General features: G+C 67.2%; 13 protein-coding genes. 4 read left to right on the top strand and 9 right to left on the bottom strand.

From position 1 onward, the window contains the following. Positions 1 to 3: 3 nt before the first annotated feature. Positions 4 to 246 carry a DUF4170 domain-containing protein gene (locus DPR14_RS10515; RefSeq protein WP_158045083.1) on the bottom strand — a complete coding sequence of 81 codons (243 nt, stop codon included), beginning with the start codon at positions 244 to 246 and terminating at the stop codon, positions 4 to 6. Between the two features lie 231 nt (positions 247 to 477). Then, entirely contained in the window at positions 478 to 1,656 is a 1,179-nt protein-coding gene (locus DPR14_RS10510) for a glycosyltransferase family 4 protein (RefSeq protein WP_192499394.1), read from the bottom strand. Between the two features lie 249 nt (positions 1,657 to 1,905). Here DPR14_RS10510 and DPR14_RS10505 point away from each other — a divergent pair, with 249 nt between their 5' ends. Beyond that, positions 1,906 to 2,361: a c-type cytochrome gene (locus DPR14_RS10505; protein ID WP_158045081.1), complete on the top strand. Its 456-nt coding sequence runs from the start codon at positions 1,906 to 1,908 to the stop codon at positions 2,359 to 2,361. 54 nt (positions 2,362 to 2,415) lie between these two features. Here DPR14_RS10505 and DPR14_RS10500 read toward each other — a convergent pair whose 3' ends face one another. After that, positions 2,416 to 3,105: a cytochrome b/b6 domain-containing protein gene (locus tag DPR14_RS10500; RefSeq protein WP_158045080.1), complete on the bottom strand. Its 690-nt coding sequence runs from the start codon at positions 3,103 to 3,105 to the stop codon at positions 2,416 to 2,418. A gap of 380 nt (positions 3,106 to 3,485) precedes the next feature. Between DPR14_RS10500 and DPR14_RS10495 the strand changes: the two genes are divergently transcribed. Then, entirely contained in the window at positions 3,486 to 4,283 is a 798-nt protein-coding gene (locus tag DPR14_RS10495; protein WP_246149152.1) for a PhyR family response regulator anti-anti-sigma factor, read from the top strand. A 10-nt stretch (positions 4,284 to 4,293) separates the two neighbouring features. On the opposite strand, the gene DPR14_RS10490 is transcribed toward DPR14_RS10495, so the two are convergent. The 5 genes from DPR14_RS10490 to DPR14_RS10470 all read right to left on the bottom strand — a co-directional run bounded on the left by DPR14_RS10490 (position 4,294) and on the right by DPR14_RS10470 (position 11,203). Further along, positions 4,294 to 4,653, bottom strand: a complete 360-nt coding sequence (locus DPR14_RS10490) for a NifB/NifX family molybdenum-iron cluster-binding protein (RefSeq protein ID WP_158045078.1) — start codon at positions 4,651 to 4,653, stop codon at positions 4,294 to 4,296. A gap of 116 nt (positions 4,654 to 4,769) precedes the next feature. Beyond that, positions 4,770 to 6,902, bottom strand: a complete 2,133-nt coding sequence (scpA, locus tag DPR14_RS10485; RefSeq protein ID WP_158045077.1) for a methylmalonyl-CoA mutase — start codon at positions 6,900 to 6,902, stop codon at positions 4,770 to 4,772. A gap of 144 nt (positions 6,903 to 7,046) precedes the next feature. Further along, positions 7,047 to 7,637 carry a biotin transporter BioY gene (locus DPR14_RS10480; RefSeq protein WP_158045076.1) on the bottom strand — a complete coding sequence of 197 codons (591 nt, stop codon included), beginning with the start codon at positions 7,635 to 7,637 and terminating at the stop codon, positions 7,047 to 7,049. 34 nt (positions 7,638 to 7,671) lie between these two features. Continuing rightward, on the bottom strand, positions 7,672 to 9,657 hold the full coding sequence (locus DPR14_RS10475; RefSeq protein ID WP_158045075.1) for an acetyl-CoA carboxylase biotin carboxylase subunit: 1,986 nt from the start codon (positions 9,655 to 9,657) through the stop codon (positions 7,672 to 7,674). A 13-nt stretch (positions 9,658 to 9,670) separates the two neighbouring features. Beyond that, on the bottom strand, positions 9,671 to 11,203 hold the full coding sequence (locus tag DPR14_RS10470; protein WP_158045074.1) for an acyl-CoA carboxylase subunit beta: 1,533 nt from the start codon (positions 11,201 to 11,203) through the stop codon (positions 9,671 to 9,673). A 250-nt stretch (positions 11,204 to 11,453) separates the two neighbouring features. Here DPR14_RS10470 and DPR14_RS10465 point away from each other — a divergent pair, with 250 nt between their 5' ends. Next, entirely contained in the window at positions 11,454 to 12,938 is a 1,485-nt protein-coding gene (locus tag DPR14_RS10465) for a helix-turn-helix domain-containing protein (protein WP_158045073.1), read from the top strand. Between the two features lie 22 nt (positions 12,939 to 12,960). Here DPR14_RS10465 and cowN read toward each other — a convergent pair whose 3' ends face one another. After that, a complete protein-coding gene (cowN, locus tag DPR14_RS10460; protein ID WP_158045072.1) occupies positions 12,961 to 13,272 on the bottom strand; it encodes a N(2)-fixation sustaining protein CowN in 312 nt (103 codons plus the stop codon). 394 nt (positions 13,273 to 13,666) lie between these two features. Here cowN and DPR14_RS10455 point away from each other — a divergent pair, with 394 nt between their 5' ends. After that, entirely contained in the window at positions 13,667 to 15,910 is a 2,244-nt protein-coding gene (locus DPR14_RS10455; protein ID WP_158045071.1) for an anthranilate synthase, read from the top strand. Positions 15,911 to 15,978 lie beyond the last annotated feature (68 nt).

Here is a 15,978-nt window from a genome sequence, read left to right as displayed (position 1 = left end):
CGGTCAGTGGGCGTGCCCGTCCCCATCGCTCGCGGGGTCGAGGAACCTGTGCATGTGGACGATGAAATAGCGCATGTGCGCATCGTCGATGGTGGCCGCCGCGGCACCGCGCCACGCCTTATAAGCCTCGGCATAGTTCGGATAGATGCCGACGATGTGAAGCTTGTTCGGATCGACGAACTCGGTCGAATCCGGGCTGACCAGCTGTCCGCCGAAAACAAGGTGAAGCAATTGCTTGTTGGGCACCGAAAGCCTCCTCTACTCCTATCGGGAGGGCGGTCCGGTCCAATGGCCCGCAACCGGCCGCAGATCCGCCGGTCGAGTTGCCCCGGCGCCCGGTAACCACCCGCTGGCCGCGCTATAGCATGGCTGAACCGGCAATGCCCGCCTATACGATTCCGGTGGCCGCCATACGATAGAGCTGCGGCGAGATGCCGCTGAATCCGCCCTCTGCCCGGGAAAGGGGCCGCAGCCGGTTCACCCCATGGTCATCGGACGGGTCCGCTCGATGCAGGGCATGGCGCGCCCTTCGAGAACCGCGTCGAGCCGTGCCAGCCCCGCTTCCCAGGAGTGATATGCCAGGACGCGGGCCCGGGCGGCCCGCCCGACCGCGGTCCCCAGCGGTTGATACAGGGCGGCGAGTACGGCTTCGGCAATGTCCGCCGGCTCCGCGGCAAGCCAGAGATCCTGCTCGATCTGTTCGCGGAGGCCGCCGAGCGCGCCCGGCGTCGCGACGACGGGACGCCCCATCGCCATGGCCTCCAGCACCGGACGGGGGTTGGGCAGGCTGAACGGCGCCACGACGACGGCGGCATGGGCGAGCCAGGGGCGCATGTCGCGGACGCCGGTCGCCAGGGTCACGCCCGGACAGGCCGTGGGTGGCGGCAGCCCGGAACCGAGATCCCGGGTCGCCAGGATCAGCCGGCAATCGGGCGCCACGGCGCGCACGCGGGGCAGGACCTCGACGGCGAACCACTTCGCCGCTTCGGCGTCGGCCGGCCCGTCCAGCGCGCCGGCCATCAGGATCGAGCGGCCGCCGAACGGCAGCGGCGGGGCGTAGCGGCCGTCGTTGGGCGCAAACCGGACGGTATCGATGCCGTCGGGAACATGGTGGATCCGGCCGGCGACCTCGGGCAGCAATCGCCGGAGTTTGGCAACCGCCGGGGCCGAGTTCAACAGGCTGGCATCCCAGGAGGCCAGGCGGTGCTGGTCCAGAAGCAGCATCGCGCGCAGTTCCCGGGTCTGAAGCCAGCGCCAGATTCCCTGGGCGGGCCGCCAATGTTCGGTCGCGGAATCCTCTCCCCAGGGACTGCCGTCGATATCCGAACGGTCGAGGACACGGCGCGCCGGCAGGTCGGGATGCATCAGGGCATAGGGCGCCATGGCGGCGCAGAGCGCCAGGACACGGGTTGGACGGCGCTCGCTCCAGATTCGCTCGACCCAGATGGATAGTCCCGCATCCCTGCCCGGCCGCAAAGGCCGGTTGAATCCGAACAGGCCCGCCGGTCCCGGCCCCTTGGCTACCGGCGGGCAACCGCGGGCAAAGAATACGCTGTGGCAGAACTGGCGGACAAAGCCTTCCTGCCGCCGGTCGATCGAGTCGTCCGCGAAGCAGCCGAGATGGACCCGATAGCGCCCCGAAAGATGCCGCAGCATACGCCAGGCGCGTTGCGAGGAACCGGATTGCTCCGGGTGGGGAATGTGGGGAGTGAGAAGCAACAGATCCTGCATCGCGATGGGATAACCCACCGCTCGGGTGCATGGTTCCGGGGCTGGAACGAACACTTTCGAGCCGGTGCCGGGCTGCCCGCCAGAGCGGTCCCCCGGCACCGCCTTGACAACCGATCCGCGTCCTTCGACTCTCCGCTCCACAACAGATAACCCCCAATTGCGAGGTAAATAATCATGCGGAAGAGCAGCATTGCCGCCGTGGCGGTCATCGCCGGCGCGCTCCTGGTCGGCGCCGGCATCCTGTCCACCGGCGTCCAGGCCGCCGACGATCCGGTGAAGGTCCGCAAGGAAGGCTTCGACGGCAACAAGAAGGCGATGGGAGCCATCAAGAAGATCCTGGAAGACGGCGCCGACCTGGGTGGCGCCGCCACCCCGGCGCAGTCCCTCGCCTCCTTCGCCAAGCAGGTGCCTGGCCTTTTCCCGGCCGGGTCCGACAAGGGCGACACCAAGGCCAAGCCGGTGATCTGGACCAGCTTCCCCGATTTTGCCGCAAAGGCCCAGGCGTTCGAAACCGAAACCGCCAAGCTCGTCCAGGTGGTCGCGTCCGGAGACAAGGCGGCGGTGCAGAAGCAGTTCGGGGCCGTCGGCGGAACCTGCAAGACCTGCCACGACACTTACCGGTCGGAATAACCCGTTCTCCGGCTCGGCCGGCGCCGGAGGTTTCATCCTATCGGCGTCGGTCGGTCAGGCGGCCGTCACCAGCGCCGCAACCAGCGCCACGGCGATCAAGGCGACCAGGGCGGCCGGCAGCGGGCCCACTTGGCGCGGCGGATCGACGGTGAAGCCGTCCGGGACGATCTTGCGCCCCGTCAGCATCGGCCGGACGAGGTTCTCCCCCCGAAAAAGCAGATAGCCGGCGATGACGGCGACGTGAACCGCGACCATCGCCAGGATCAGGTTGAAAGCCAGGCGATGGACCGTGCTGAGCAGCTTCACCACGGCGCTTCCGGCATGGGCGACCAGCGGCCCGTCGACCAGGATATCGTCGCTGGTGAACAGGCCGCTTCCTGCCTGAACCGACAGGACCAGGAGTAGTGCCGCGACCATCCAGCCGCCCAGCGGATTGTGGCCAAGCACGGGGTGGCCATGGCTGCCCGAAGACCTCAACTCGCGCAGATGCGCGAACGCGGCGCCCGGCCCCTTCAGGAAATCGCTGAACCGGGCTGACCTGCTGCCCACAAAGCCCCAGGCCAGCCGAAACAGCAGCAGCGTCAGGATCAGGTAGCCGCTGAGGAAATGGATCCGCATCCAGCCGAATTCGCCGCTCGCCCACGAGGTCCCGACCGCCGCCGCCAGCAGCCAATGGAACAGGCGCACCGGCAAGTCCCAGACTGCGACGGACCGCACTGGGCCGCCCCTATCATACTCGTTCATGGTGACTCCCTGTCATGATGCGGTCCGACCGAAAATCATGCCGCGCAATCGACATGGGTGGACCCGGTGGTATTCACCGACCTTCTGATGATCAGGACGATCATAAACCCTTATGAGATCACGCCGTGCAAGAAACGCAGCGGCCAATTGCCTCTGTCGGCACCGAACCGGCAGGCACTATCCCAAAAGACTTAACCTGTAGCGCAGCAGAGACCATCATTTGCCGCACTACTCTTTATGCTCATTCAAAAATGAGGCCAGGGACTACACTTGCGCAGTCGGCTTGAATTCGTTCCGCGCGCGGGATAAACAGACATCATCCCTTCAAGGAACGGAAGGGGACCTGCGGAGGATATATGGAAGCGCAAGCCCGGAGACTGATGGCTCAGTTGCCGTACATGCGACGCTACGGGCGCGCGCTCACCGGCTCCACGTCGCTCGGCGACGATCTGGTTACGCGCGCGGTGGAAGCGGCACTGGCCGACCCCGAGCGCTATCACCTGGAAGGCGACGAGGAAACGGCAACGCGGCGCCGGCTTTATGCGTTGCTCAACAGCCTGTTCGATGCCCAGCCCGGCCCGTCCCAGGCGCCGGAGCCCGCGCACCCGATCGAGGCGGCGCTGAGCAGCCTTCCGGAATTCGAACGCCGCGTCTTCCTGCTGGTCAGCCTGGAGGAATTGCCGTCGGCGCAGGCGGCAGAGGTGATCGGGGTGCCGGTGGAGCAGGTGCGTGAAGCACTCGGCCATGCCCAGAACGCCATGCGCGAACAGCTGGTCGCGAACATCCTGATCGTCGAGGACGACGCGATCATTGCCTATGACCTGACCGAGACCGTGTTGGCCATGGGCCACAAGGTCTGCGGCACCGCCGCCACGATGGAAGAGGCGCTGGCGACTGCCGCCGCCAACCAGCCGAGCCTGGCGCTGATGGACCTGCGCTTGGCGCATGGTGGCAGCGGCATCACCACGGCCCAGGCGCTGCGGGAGTCGCGGGCGTTGCCGATCATCTTCGTGACGGCGTTCGCCGAGGAACTCAAGCAGCGCGGCCTCGACTATCTGGGACCGGTCATCAAGAAGCCGTTCACCCGCGAGCAGATCGAGCGGGCGATCACCCAGGCCGTGTTCACCCCGCGCCCGGGCGATGCCAAGCCGACGCTGGCCGGCCGGTCCGTCGGATAGTCGCACCCCGTCAGTGTTCGTGATCACACTGTTCCGGCAGCGGCGCCGGACCAGGCAGCGTGCCGGCAAAGTACCCCTTGACCGCAGCGACCGGGTCCATTTCCGAGGTCAGGACGGCGTGGATACCGCGGTTCGCGCATTTCCGGATGAACTTCTCCCGGGCATTCCCCGTGATCACGACGGTAACCTCGTCGAGCGGATGTGGACCATCGCCCTCGAAGACGTGGAAAATCTGATCATCCGCAAGGAACAGGTCCTTGACCTTGACCGGCTCCGTTCCCGCTTCGGCCTCGTAGACGAGGAAGCTCCGGCACCGGCCGGCGTGGGGAGTGACGGTTTCCAGATCGAGGCTGGTAAGGGCGAAGCGCATGCTCGGAAACTCCTGGTGCGGCGACTGTCGCCTGAGCATGCGATGGCCGGCGGCCGGGCACATTGAAATGCCGCAACCGCCGGCCTGAATGTCGATTTGCCGCAGCTGCCGGTTTTCTAACGGAGCAATCCAAGGATCTCGTGGGCCGCCTTCGGGATGTTGGTGCCCGGGCCGTAGATCGCCGCGACGCCCGACTTCAGCAGGAAATCATAATCCTGGGGCGGAATGACGCCGCCGCAAACCACGATGATGTCGTCTGAGCCGGCTTTCTTCAACTCCTCGATCAGCGACGGGACCAGGGTCTTGTGGCCCGCGGCCTGGCTGGATACGCCGATGACATGGACGTCGTTCTCGATCGCCTGGCGGGCCGCCTCGTCCGGAGTCTGGAACAGCGGCCCGACATCGACGTCGAAGCCGATGTCCGCGAAGGCGGTCGCGATCACCTTGGCGCCTCGGTCGTGACCGTCCTGTCCCATCTTGACCACCAGCATGCGGGGACGCCGCCCCTCCTCCTCGGCGAAGGTCCTGACCTCCTGCTGGATCGTGGCGAAACCTTCGTCACCCTCGTACGCCGCGCCGTAGACGCCGCTGACCGAGCGGATCACCGCGCGGTGCCGGGTGAAGACCGACTCCAGCGCGTCGGAGATCTCGCCGACCGTCGCCCGGGCGCGGGTCGCCTTGACCGCCAGGTCGAGCAGGTTGCCGCTGCCGTCCTTCGCCGCCCGGGTCAAAGCGTCGAGCGAGGCCCGCCACGCCGCCTCGTCCCGGCTCGCCCGGATCCGCTGGAGTCGCGCCACCTGCTGCTCGCGCACCACGGTGTTGTCGATGTCCAGCACGTCGACCTTCTCGGGGTTGGCGACCCGGTACTTGTTGACGCCGACCACCACCTCCTCCGCCCGGTCGATGCGGGCCTGGCGCTTGGCGGCGGCTTCCTCGATCTTCAGCTTGGGCATGCCGCTCTCGACCGCGCGGGTCATGCCGCCCAGCCCTTCGACCTCGTCGATCAGCGCCTGGGCGTGGGTCGCCAGGGAGTTGGTCAGCGCCTCGATGTAGTAGGAGCCGCCGAGCGGATCGACCACGTGGGGGATGCCGGTCTCCTCCGCGATGATTAGCTGCGTGTTGCGGGCGATACGGGCGGAGAACGGGGTCGGCAGGCCAAGCGCCTCGTCATAGGCGTTTGTGTGCAGCGACTGGGTGCCGCCCAGCACGGCGGCCATGGCCTCCACCGTCGTGCGGATGATGTTGTTGTAGGGGTCCTGCTCGGTCAGCGACACGCCGGAAGTCTGGCAATGGGTGCGCAGCGCCAGGGAGCGCGCGTCGTTCGGCTCGAAATTCTTCTGCATCAGCCGCGCCCACAGCAGGCGGGCGGCCCGCAGCTTCGCGATCTCCATGAAGAAGTTCATGCCGATCGCGAAGAAGAACGACAGGCGCGGCGCGAACTGATCGACCTTCAACCCCTTGGACTTGGCCGCGCGCACATATTCCAGCCCGTCGGCCAGGGTGAAGGCCAGTTCCTGCACCGCTGTCGCTCCGGCCTCCTGCATGTGGTAGCCGCTGATCGAGATCGAGTTGAATCGCGGCATGTTCAGCGCCGTGTACTCGATGATGTCGGCGACGATCCGCATGCTGGGAGTCGGCGGGTAGATGTAGGTGTTGCGGACCATGAACTCCTTGAGGATGTCGTTCTGGATGGTCCCGGCCAGCTTGTCCTGGCTGACTCCCTGCTCTTCCGCCGCGACGATGTAGCCCGCCAGGACCGGCAGCACGGCGCCGTTCATGGTCATCGAGACCGTCATCTTGTCCAGCGGGATGTCGGCGAACAGAAGCTTCATGTCCTCGACACTGTCGATCGCCACCCCGGCCTTGCCGACGTCGCCGACCACGCGCGGATGGTCGCTGTCATAGCCCCGGTGGGTCGCCAGGTCGAAGGCGACCGACAGCCCCATCTGCCCGGCCGCGAGGTTCTGCTTGTAGAACTTGTTGCTCTCCTCCGCCGTGGAGAAGCCGGCATACTGGCGGATCGTCCAGGGCCGGTGGGAGTACATGGTGGCGCGCGGCCCGCGCGTGTACGGCGCGAACCCCGGCAGGGTCTCCAGTTCCAGCCCGGCGAGGTCGTCGGCGGTATAGAGCGGCTTGACCGGGATGCCCTCCGGCGTGTCCCAGACCAGCGTGTCGGGCGAGGCGCCGCCGGTGTCCTTGGTGGCGAGCGCGGTCCAGTCGGCCAGCGTCTTCTTGGGGAAATCGACCATGGGACAATCCTCCGGGGCGGCTAAGCGTCTTTTCGACTGTGTCTTCGGAACGGTATCGTATCAGAACAGGCAATGGGCCATGCGGTTACGTGCCGCAGCATGCAGGAACGCGCCCCCTGGCGGAGGCGCGCGCCCTATGCCCGATCAGTCCCGGTTCTGCGACCGGCGGACGACCACGGTCCAGGCGGCGTGCATCAGTGCGGCGCCCAGGGCGGTCTTCAGCAGCGTCGCGGCTACGAAGGGCGTCAGGCCGACGGCAACGGCCTTGTCCATCCCGAACAGCACGGCAAGCCAGGCGACGCCGGGAATGAACAGCAGGGCGTGGCCGATCGACATGGCGGCCACGGCCTTGACCGGGCTGCGATCCCAGCCGCGCTCGGCCAGCCAGCCGATCAGGCCGGCGGCCACGACGAAGCCGAGCAGGTAACCGGCGGTCGGTCCGGTCATGTAGGCGAACCCGGCGCCGGCGCCGGCGAAGACCGGCAGGCCGGCCATCCCCTGGGCGAGGTAGAGCAGGACGGTCGCCATGGCGAGCCGGCTGCCATAAGCCATGCCCAGCATCATGATGACCAGGCTCTGCATCGTCATCGGGACCGGCCAGAACGGCACCTGGGCCTTGGCCGAGAGGGCCAGAAGCAGGCTGCCGGCGAGCGCGAACCCCGCAGCGCGGATCAGGCTTCCGCCGGGTGCCAGCGTGCCGAGCAGGGTCGGGTGGGTCGGGGAGAGTGACTTCATGTCATCCACTTTCGAATCCAAGGGTCGCCGACGCTCAGGCGAACTCGATGATGATCTGGTCCACGGCGAGGCTGCTGCCCGGTGCCGCGTGGATCTTCGCCACCTTGCCGTCCTGCTCGGCGCGCAGCAGGTTCTCCATCTTCATGGCCTCGACCACGGCCAGTTCCTGGCCGGCCTTGACCTCCTGCCCCACTTCGACCGCGACGCGGGCAAGCAGGCCGGGCATGGGCGACAGCAGGAACTTGGACATGTCGGGCGGCAGCTTGACGGGCATCAGCTCGGCGAGGTGCGAAGCGCGCGGGGTCAGCACCTGCGCCTTCATCTCGGCCCCGGCATGGATCAGCCGATAACCGGTGCCGACCCGGTCGAGCTGGATCGACAGGGGCCGGTAATTGACCGTGCCGGTCCACAGCGGCTGGCCGATCTCCCAGTCGGAGCGGACTTCGAACCTCTTGTCGCCGAAGACCACGTCGTAGCCGTCGTCCACCGCCTCGACCGTACAGGGATGGTTGGTCCTCCCGGTCCGGACCACCCAGTCGGGCGCCACCTTGTGGCGGGTTCCCGGCATCTGGCCGCTGATGGTGGCCGCCCGCTCCTCCACCTTGCGCTGCACGGAGGCCGCGACCGCCATCAGCCGCTCGTTGGTGTCGGTGTCGAGCGACAGGCCATGGAACCCGTCGGGGAACTCCTCGGCGATGAAGTTGGTGGTCAGGCGGCCCTCGACGAACCGCGAATGGTTCATCAGCGCCGACAGGAAGCTGATGTTGTGCGCCACGCCGCGGATCTGGAACTTGTCCAGCGCTTCGCGCATGTGATGGATCGCGCTGTTGCGGTCGGCGCCCCGGCTGATCAGCTTGGCGATCATCGGGTCGTAGAACATGCTGATCTCGCCGCCGTCGTAAACGCCGGTGTCGACGCGGGTGTGCGCGTCCTCCGCGGGCGGGACGTAGCGGGTCAGCCGGCCGGTGGAGGGCAGGAAGCCGCGGGTCGGATCCTCGGCATAGACTCGGGCCTCGATCGACCAGCCGTTCAGCTCGATGTCCTCCTGCCGCAGTTTCAGCTTCTCGCCGGCGGCGACGCGGATCATCTGCTCGACCAGATCCAGTCCCACGACCAGCTCGGTCACCGGATGCTCGACCTGGAGTCGGGTGTTCATCTCCAGGAAGTAGAAGTTGCGGTTGGCGTCTACGATGAATTCGACCGTTCCGGCCGACTTGTATTCCACCGCCTTGGCCAGCGCCACCGCCTGCTCGCCCATCGCCTTGCGGGTCGCAGGGTCGATGAAGGGGCTCGGCGCCTCCTCGATGACCTTCTGGTGGCGGCGCTGGATCGAACATTCGCGCTCGCCCAGGTACAGGGTGTTGCCGAAGGCGTCGCCCAGCACCTGGATCTCTATGTGGCGCGGCTGCTCGATGTATTTTTCGACGAACACGCGGTCGTCGGCGAAGCTGGAGCGCGCCTCGTTGCGGGCGGAGCGGAAGCCTTCCCGAGCCTGCTCGTCGTTCCAGGCGACTCGCATCCCCTTGCCGCCGCCGCCGGCCGACGCCTTGATCATCACCGGATAGCCGATGTCCTTGGCGATGCGGACCGCGTCGTCCTCGTCCGGGATGACGCCCAGGTAACCGGGGACGGTGCTGACGCCGGCCGCGTGGGCCAGCTTCTTCGACTCGATCTTGTCGCCCATCGCCGCGATGGCGCGGACGTCGGGTCCGATGAAGGTGATGCCGTTGGCCTTCAGCGCCTCGCAGAACTCGGCCTTCTCCGACAGGAAGCCGTAGCCGGGATGCACGGCCTGGGCACCGGTGCGCCTGCACGCCTCGATGATGCGGTCGGCGACCAGGTAGCTCTGGGCCGACGGAGCCGGTCCGATCAGGACCTTCTCGTCGGCCATCTCGACATGCAGCGCCGCGGAGTCCGCTTCGGAATAGACGGCGACGGTCTTGATGCCCATGCGCCGCGCGGTCTTGATGACGCGGCAGGCGATCTCACCACGGTTTGCGATAAGGATCTTGGAGAACATGGTGGTCGCGCCTTCAGAGCGGGAGGTTGTCGTGCTTCTTCCAGGGATTCTCGAGCTGCTTGTTCTTCAGCATGGCGAGAGCCCTGGACACGCGGCGCCGGGTTCCGTGCGGCATGATCACGTCGTCGACGTAGCCGCGGCTGCCGGCCACGAAGGGGGTGGCGAACTTCTGGCGGTATTCCTCGGTCCGCTGCTCGATCTTCTCCGGGTCGCCGATGTCGGACCGGAAGATGATCTCCACCGCGCCCTTCGGCCCCATGACCGCGATCTCGGCGGTCGGCCAGGCGTAGTTCACGTCGCCGCGCAGGTGCTTGGACGCCATGACGTCGTAGGCGCCGCCATAGGCCTTGCGAGTGATCACGGTGACCTTGGGCACCGTCGCCTCGGCATAGGCGAACAGCAGCTTGGCGCCGTGCTTGATGATGCCGTTGTATTCCTGCGCGGTCCCCGGCAGGAAGCCGGGAACGTCAACAAATGTCACGATCGGGATGTTGAAGGCGTCGCAGAAGCGGACGAAGCGGGCGGCCTTGATCGCGGACTGGATGTCCAGGCAGCCGGCCAGCACCATCGGCTGGTTGGCGACCACGCCGACCGTGCCGCCGTTGATGCGGCCGAAGCCGGTGATGATGTTCTTGGCATAATCCGGCTGGATCTCGAAGAAGTCGGCCTCGTCCACGACCTTCAGGATCAGTTCCTTCATGTCGTAGGGCTTGTTCGGATTGGCCGGGACCAGGGTGTCCAGCGAGAAGTCGTCGCGGGTGCCGGGGTCGGCGGTCACGCGGACGGGCGGCTTCTCGCGGTTGGACAGGGGCAGGAAGTCGATGAAGCGCCGTGTCTGGAGCAGCGCCTCGACGTCGTTCTCGAACGCCAGGTCGGCCACGCCCGACTTGGCCGTGTGGGTCATGGCGCCGCCCAGTTCCTCCGCCGTGACGACCTCGTGGGTGACGGTCTTCACCACGTCGGGCCCGGTCACGAACATGTAGGAGCTGTCCTTCACCATGAAGATGAAGTCGGTCATGGCCGGGGAGTACACGGCGCCGCCGGCGCACGGTCCCATGATCAGCGAGATCTGCGGTACGACGCCCGAGGCCATGACGTTGCGCTGGAACACCTCGGCGTAGCCGCCGAGCGAGGCGACGCCCTCCTGGATGCGGGCGCCGCCGCTGTCGTTCAGCCCGATCACGGGCGCGCCGACCTTGAGCGCCTGGTCCATCACCTTGCAGATCTTCTCGGCATGGGCTTCCGACAGGGAGCCGCCGAACACGGTGAAGTCCTGCGAGAACACGAAGACGAGCCGGCCGTTGACGGTGCCGTGGCCGGTGACGACGCCGTCGCCCGGCACCTTCTGCTCCTGCATGCCGAAATCGGCGCAGCGGTGCTCGACGAACATGTCCCACTCCTCGAACGAGCCCTCGTCGAGCAGCAGCTCGATCCGCTCGCGGGCGGTCAGCTTGCCCTTGGCATGCTGGCCTTCGACACGCCGTTCACCGCCGCCCGCCCGTGCCGCGGCGCGCATCTGTTCGAGCTTTGCAAGGACTTCCTGCATGATCCGTCGTTTCCCCCGTTCAATCCACGCCCGCGCACCCCAGGTCGGTGCGCCATACAACCGCGCTCCACGCCTTCGCAACCCATGCGCCTGAGCCCCGCCTTCGGCACCCGAGAGCAGCAGCGCACCTTATTTGCATCGTTGGCAGGGTTGCAATGATTGTCCCATAACAAAAGAGCGAACTTGCAAAAAGCTTCGCCGAAAGGGATGATAAGACTGCGAAGCTTGCGAATTTTCGGCATAGATTAGTATGCAAAAGAAGCTTTTTCTCGGCTACAAGCTGCGCCGTCTGCGCGAACAGCGCGGATTGACGCAGGCAGCACTTGCGAAACTGCTGGAACTGTCGCCGAGCTATCTGAACCAGATCGAGAACAATCAGCGGCCGCTGACGCTGCCCGTACTGCTGCGAATCGGAACCATCTTCGAGATCGATCTCGCGACATTCGTGGAGGACGAGGAGGCCCGGCTGGTCTCCGACCTGCGGGAGGCGCTCGCCGACCCGCTGTTCTCCGGCGGGCCGATCGGCATGTCGGAGCTGCGCAACGCCGCCGCCGCCTCGCCGGAGCTGGCGCGACGTTCGCTGGTATTGCACCAAGCCTACCAGAAGCTCCAGGAGCGGGTCCAGTCGCTCGCCGAGACCCTGTCGAGCCACGAGCGCGGGCAGGCGCTGGCCGGGCCGCAGTTCCCGTACGAGGAGGTGCGGGACTATTTCCACTATTCCAACAATTATGTCGGCCCGCTGGACGAGGCCGCGGAGAAGCTGTCGGAGCAGGAAGGCTTCCGCCAGGCCGACATGCAGACCGACCTGATGAATCACCTCAAGGTCCGCCACGACGTGCGGATCAGGATCGTCGCCGACCACGACGGCGAAACGGCGATGCGGCGCTACGACCCGGCGAGCGGCACGCTGTTCCTGTCGGCCCTGCTGAGCGGTCCGAGCCGGGCCTTCCACTTGGCGCACCAGATCGCGCTGCTGGGCCAGAGCGAGACGATCGAGCAGCTGATCGCCGAGGCGAACTTCACCACCGAGGATGCCAAGTCGATCTGCCGCGTCGGGCTTGCCAATTATTTCGCGGGCGCGCTCGTGATGCCCTACCGGGTGTTCGCCGCGCAGGCCAGGGCGGTCCGCCACGACATCGAGCAGCTCCAGAGCCGTTTCGCGGTCAGCTTCGAGCAGGTCTGCCATCGGCTCAGCACGCTCCAGCGGCCGGGAGCCCGCGGCGTGCCGTTCTATTTCGTCCGGGTGGACATGGCGGGCAACATCACGAAGCGGCACAGCGCCACGCGGTTCCACTTCGCGCGGTTCGGCGGCGCCTGCCCGCTGTGGAACGTCCACGAGGCCTTCGCCCAGCCGGGCAAGATCCTGGTCCAGCTTGCCCGGATGCCGGACAAAGTCGCCTATATCTGCGTCGCCCGCAGCGTGACGAAACGGGCCGGCGCCTACCTGAAGCCGAGCCGCCAGTTCGCCATCGGCCTCGGCTGCGAGGCGGCCTACGCCTCGGAGGTCGTCTACTCCGCCGGGCTGGACATCAGCAACGCCGACGCCGCCGTCCCGATCGGCGTGAGCTGCCGGATCTGCGAGCGCGGGGACTGCCAGCAAAGGGCCTTCCCGCCGATCGGCAGCCACCTGACGGTGAACGAGCACCACCGCAGCTTCGTCCCCTACCTGTTCACCCAGGCGGGCGAGGACGATGCGGGGGTGGTCACGGGAGCGGCGGTCGAAGGCGTCGGGTGACCGGCCGATTCGCCGGCTCCCGTCAGCAGCATTCGACCTCGAGCAGCCGCAGCAGCCTCGATCCCTCCTCGTCGCCGTATTCCTCGAACAGATCGTCGATGTAGCAGACATGCGAGCACAGCAGGCAAAGCTCGTCCGCCTTGCGGCTGTCCGGCTCCCGTTCGGCATGGGCCAGCTTGACCTTGAACGCTTCCCAGAATTTGTCGGTCTTGGCCGGGTCGTCGATATGCCGTCGGATGGCCTCGACCAGGCGGCGGCTGTTGCCGGCGCAGTCGATGCCGGCGAAGCTCGTGTAACGGTCGGCGGCTTCGGGTTTGTTGGAGTCGTGGTCCATGTCTGGGGCGTCCGGTGCTGGTATGGGGGGCGATGATCGCGAAAGCGCCGCGCCGGGTGAACGATGGCCAGCGGTTACCGTCGCAATGGGATCCTGTCGATGCGGCACGCTGGCCCGGCGCCTTTCGGGCAGCGGCGGAATGGCGCTTGACCGGCCCAGGGGCGGCGTGGCACCGTCGTCCGCATGAACAGCTTCATCGTCGCAGCAGCGCAGCGTTGGTGGTGGCCCGTGTAACCGGGCGGCCAACCCTCACGCGTTGACGATCGCTGTGATCGACATCGAGGCCGCCACGGGTTCCGGGCGGCCTTCGTCTTTTCCGAGAAAAGGACGTGGTATTTCCGTTCGGTCTCCGTCGCGGCACCTGGAATCGCGAGACCCGAAGGAAACCACGACCATGACAGAGCCTCCGAAATCCCTCGCCTATCGCACGCGCGGCGGCATCCACGTCGAGCGCCGGCTGATCCCGCAGCCCTACGAGGGCGCCGTCGAACCTGTGGTGGACGCGCTGGAACGGCGGCGCGGCGTGCTGCTGTCGTCCAGCTTCGACTATCCCGGCCGCTATACCCGGTGGGACCTGGGGTTCGTCGACCCTCCGGTGATGCTGACCGCCCGCGACCGCCATGTCCGGATCGAGGCGTTGAACCCGCGCGGCCGGGTGCTCGTCCGCGCCATCGCCGAGGCCCTGGCGGATCTGCAAGCCCTGGAGCGGCTGGAAGTCGCGCCCGGCCTGATCCAGTGCCGGGTGCGGGAGGCGGCGCCGGGTTTCCCCGAGGAGGAACGGAGCCGGCAACCTTCCGTCTTCTCGGTGCTGCGGGCGGTATCCCGCCTGTTCGAGTCGGCGGAGGACCGCAGGCTCGGCCTTTACGGCGCCTTCGGGTATGACCTGGCTTTCCAGTTCGAGCCGATCCGGCGCCGGCTGGAGCGGGCCTGCGACCAGCGCGACATGGTGCTGTACCTGCCCGACGAGGTGCTGGTGGTCGACCATGTCACGGCCACGGCGACGATCCACCATTACGAGTTCGCCGCGGCGGGCGAGCGGACCCACGGGCTGGCCCGGGCGACCGCCCCCTGCCCCTACGACGGCGTGCCGCCGGTCGGTACCGCCGGACCGCCCGCATGCGACCACGAGCCGGGCGACTATGCGGCTGCGGTGGAGCGGGCGCGTGAAGCCTTCAAGCGGGGCGACCTGTTCGAAACGGTGCTGAGCCAAGTCTTCGCGGAGCCCTCGACCAGCGGTCCGGCCACCCTGTTCCGCCGGCTGCGCCGGGCCAACCCGTCGCCCTACGGCGCGCTGGTCAACCTGGGCGACGGCGAGTTCCTGGTATCGGCGTCGCCGGAAATGTATGTCCGCGTCGAGGGTCGCCGGATCGAGACCTGCCCGATCTCCGGCACCATCGCGCGGGGCGCCGATCCGATCGGCGACGCCGCGCAGATCCTGACCCTGCTGAATTCCGCCAAGGATGCGGCCGAGCTGACCATGTGCACCGACGTGGACCGCAACGACAAGTCGCGGATCTGCGAGCCCGGCTCGGTGCGGGTGATCGGCCGCCGCCAGGTCGAGCTGTATTCCAGGCTGATCCATACGGTGGACCACGTGGAAGGAATGCTGTGCGAGGGGTTCGACGCGCTTGACGGTTTCCTCAGCCATACCTGGGCGGTCACGGTGACCGGCGCGCCGAAGCGGCGGGCCATGCAGTTCGTCGAGGACATCGAGAAGTCCCCCCGCCGGTGGTACGGCGGCGCGATCGGCTGCCTGACCTTCGACGGCGGCATGAACACCGGGCTGACGCTGCGCACGATCCGGCTCCGCCGCGGGATCGCCGAGGTCAGGGTCGGCGCCACGCTGCTGTTTGACAGCGATCCCCGGGCCGAGGACGCCGAATGCCGACTGAAAGGCTCGGCCCTGTTCGACGCCATCCGGCGGACGGACGGCGAAGCCGGCCCCGCCGGCGCTCCGGCGACCCGGCCGGGCGTCGGCAAGCGGATCCTGCTCGTGGACCACGATGACAGCTTCGTCCACACCCTGGGCAACTACTTCCGGCAGACCGGCGCCGAGGTGACGACCCTGCGCGCCGACGCCGCGCGGGCGGGCATGGCCGCACACCGCCCCGACCTGCTGGTGCTGTCCCCCGGCCCCGGCAGGCCGGCGGACTTCGACGTTTCCGCGACCCTCGGCATGGCGTTGGAGCTGGGCGTGCCGGTGTTCGGGGTCTGCCTGGGCTTGCAGGGGATGGTGGAGCATTTCGGCGGGCGACTCGGTGTGCTGGACCAGCCGATGCACGGCAAGCCGTCGCGCGTCCGGGTGACCGGCGGGCGGCTGTTCGCCGGAATGCCGACCGGGTTCGGCGTCGGGCGCTATCATTCCCTGTTCGCCGAGCGGGCCTCCCTCCCCGGGGATCTTGAAGTGACCGCGGTCAGCGAGGACGGCGTCGTCATGGCGATCGAGCACCGGCGCCTTCCCCTCGCCGCCGTCCAGTTCCACCCGGAGTCGGTTCTGTCGGTCGAGGACGACTTGGGGCTCCGCCTGATCCGCGCGGTGGTCGAAGGCATGTCCGCAGACGGGCAACACCCGGACGAAAATTCGGCCAATGGGCCTACCTCTTCTGGACTAGAGGAAACATTGGCCTGTACAGTCTGACGGAGCACCGCGGCGGCGGGACCGTCCCCGCCATCCGTTCCATATCCCGAAAGATCGGCCCAGGCAGG

Source organism: Skermanella pratensis, assembly GCF_008843145.1.
In the GTDB taxonomy this organism is placed as follows: Bacteria; Pseudomonadota; Alphaproteobacteria; order Azospirillales; family Azospirillaceae; genus Skermanella; species Skermanella pratensis.
The sequence above is the reverse complement of the archived record's forward strand: the minus strand, read 5'-3'. Positions and strand labels throughout refer to the sequence as shown.

Coding starts and splice junctions, on each gene's coding strand:
- DPR14_RS10475 (WP_158045075.1), bottom strand. CDS start 9,657: ATGTTCTCCAAGATCCTTATCGCAAACCGTGGTGAGATCGCCTGCCGC.
- DPR14_RS10495 (WP_246149152.1), top strand. CDS start 3,486: ATGGCTCAGTTGCCGTACATGCGACGCTACGGGCGCGCGCTCACCGGC.
- cowN (WP_158045072.1), bottom strand. CDS start 13,272: ATGGACCACGACTCCAACAAACCCGAAGCCGCCGACCGTTACACGAGC.
- DPR14_RS10510 (WP_192499394.1), bottom strand. CDS start 1,656: ATGCTGCGGCATCTTTCGGGGCGCTATCGGGTCCATCTCGGCTGCTTC.
- DPR14_RS10465 (WP_158045073.1), top strand. CDS start 11,454: ATGCAAAAGAAGCTTTTTCTCGGCTACAAGCTGCGCCGTCTGCGCGAA.
- DPR14_RS10480 (WP_158045076.1), bottom strand. CDS start 7,637: ATGAAGTCACTCTCCCCGACCCACCCGACCCTGCTCGGCACGCTGGCA.
- DPR14_RS10455 (WP_158045071.1), top strand. CDS start 13,667: ATGACAGAGCCTCCGAAATCCCTCGCCTATCGCACGCGCGGCGGCATC.
- DPR14_RS10505 (WP_158045081.1), top strand. CDS start 1,906: ATGCGGAAGAGCAGCATTGCCGCCGTGGCGGTCATCGCCGGCGCGCTC.
- DPR14_RS10500 (WP_158045080.1), bottom strand. CDS start 3,105: ATGAACGAGTATGATAGGGGCGGCCCAGTGCGGTCCGTCGCAGTCTGG.
- DPR14_RS10490 (WP_158045078.1), bottom strand. CDS start 4,653: ATGCGCTTCGCCCTTACCAGCCTCGATCTGGAAACCGTCACTCCCCAC.
- DPR14_RS10470 (WP_158045074.1), bottom strand. CDS start 11,203: ATGCAGGAAGTCCTTGCAAAGCTCGAACAGATGCGCGCCGCGGCACGG.
- scpA (WP_158045077.1), bottom strand. CDS start 6,902: ATGGTCGATTTCCCCAAGAAGACGCTGGCCGACTGGACCGCGCTCGCC.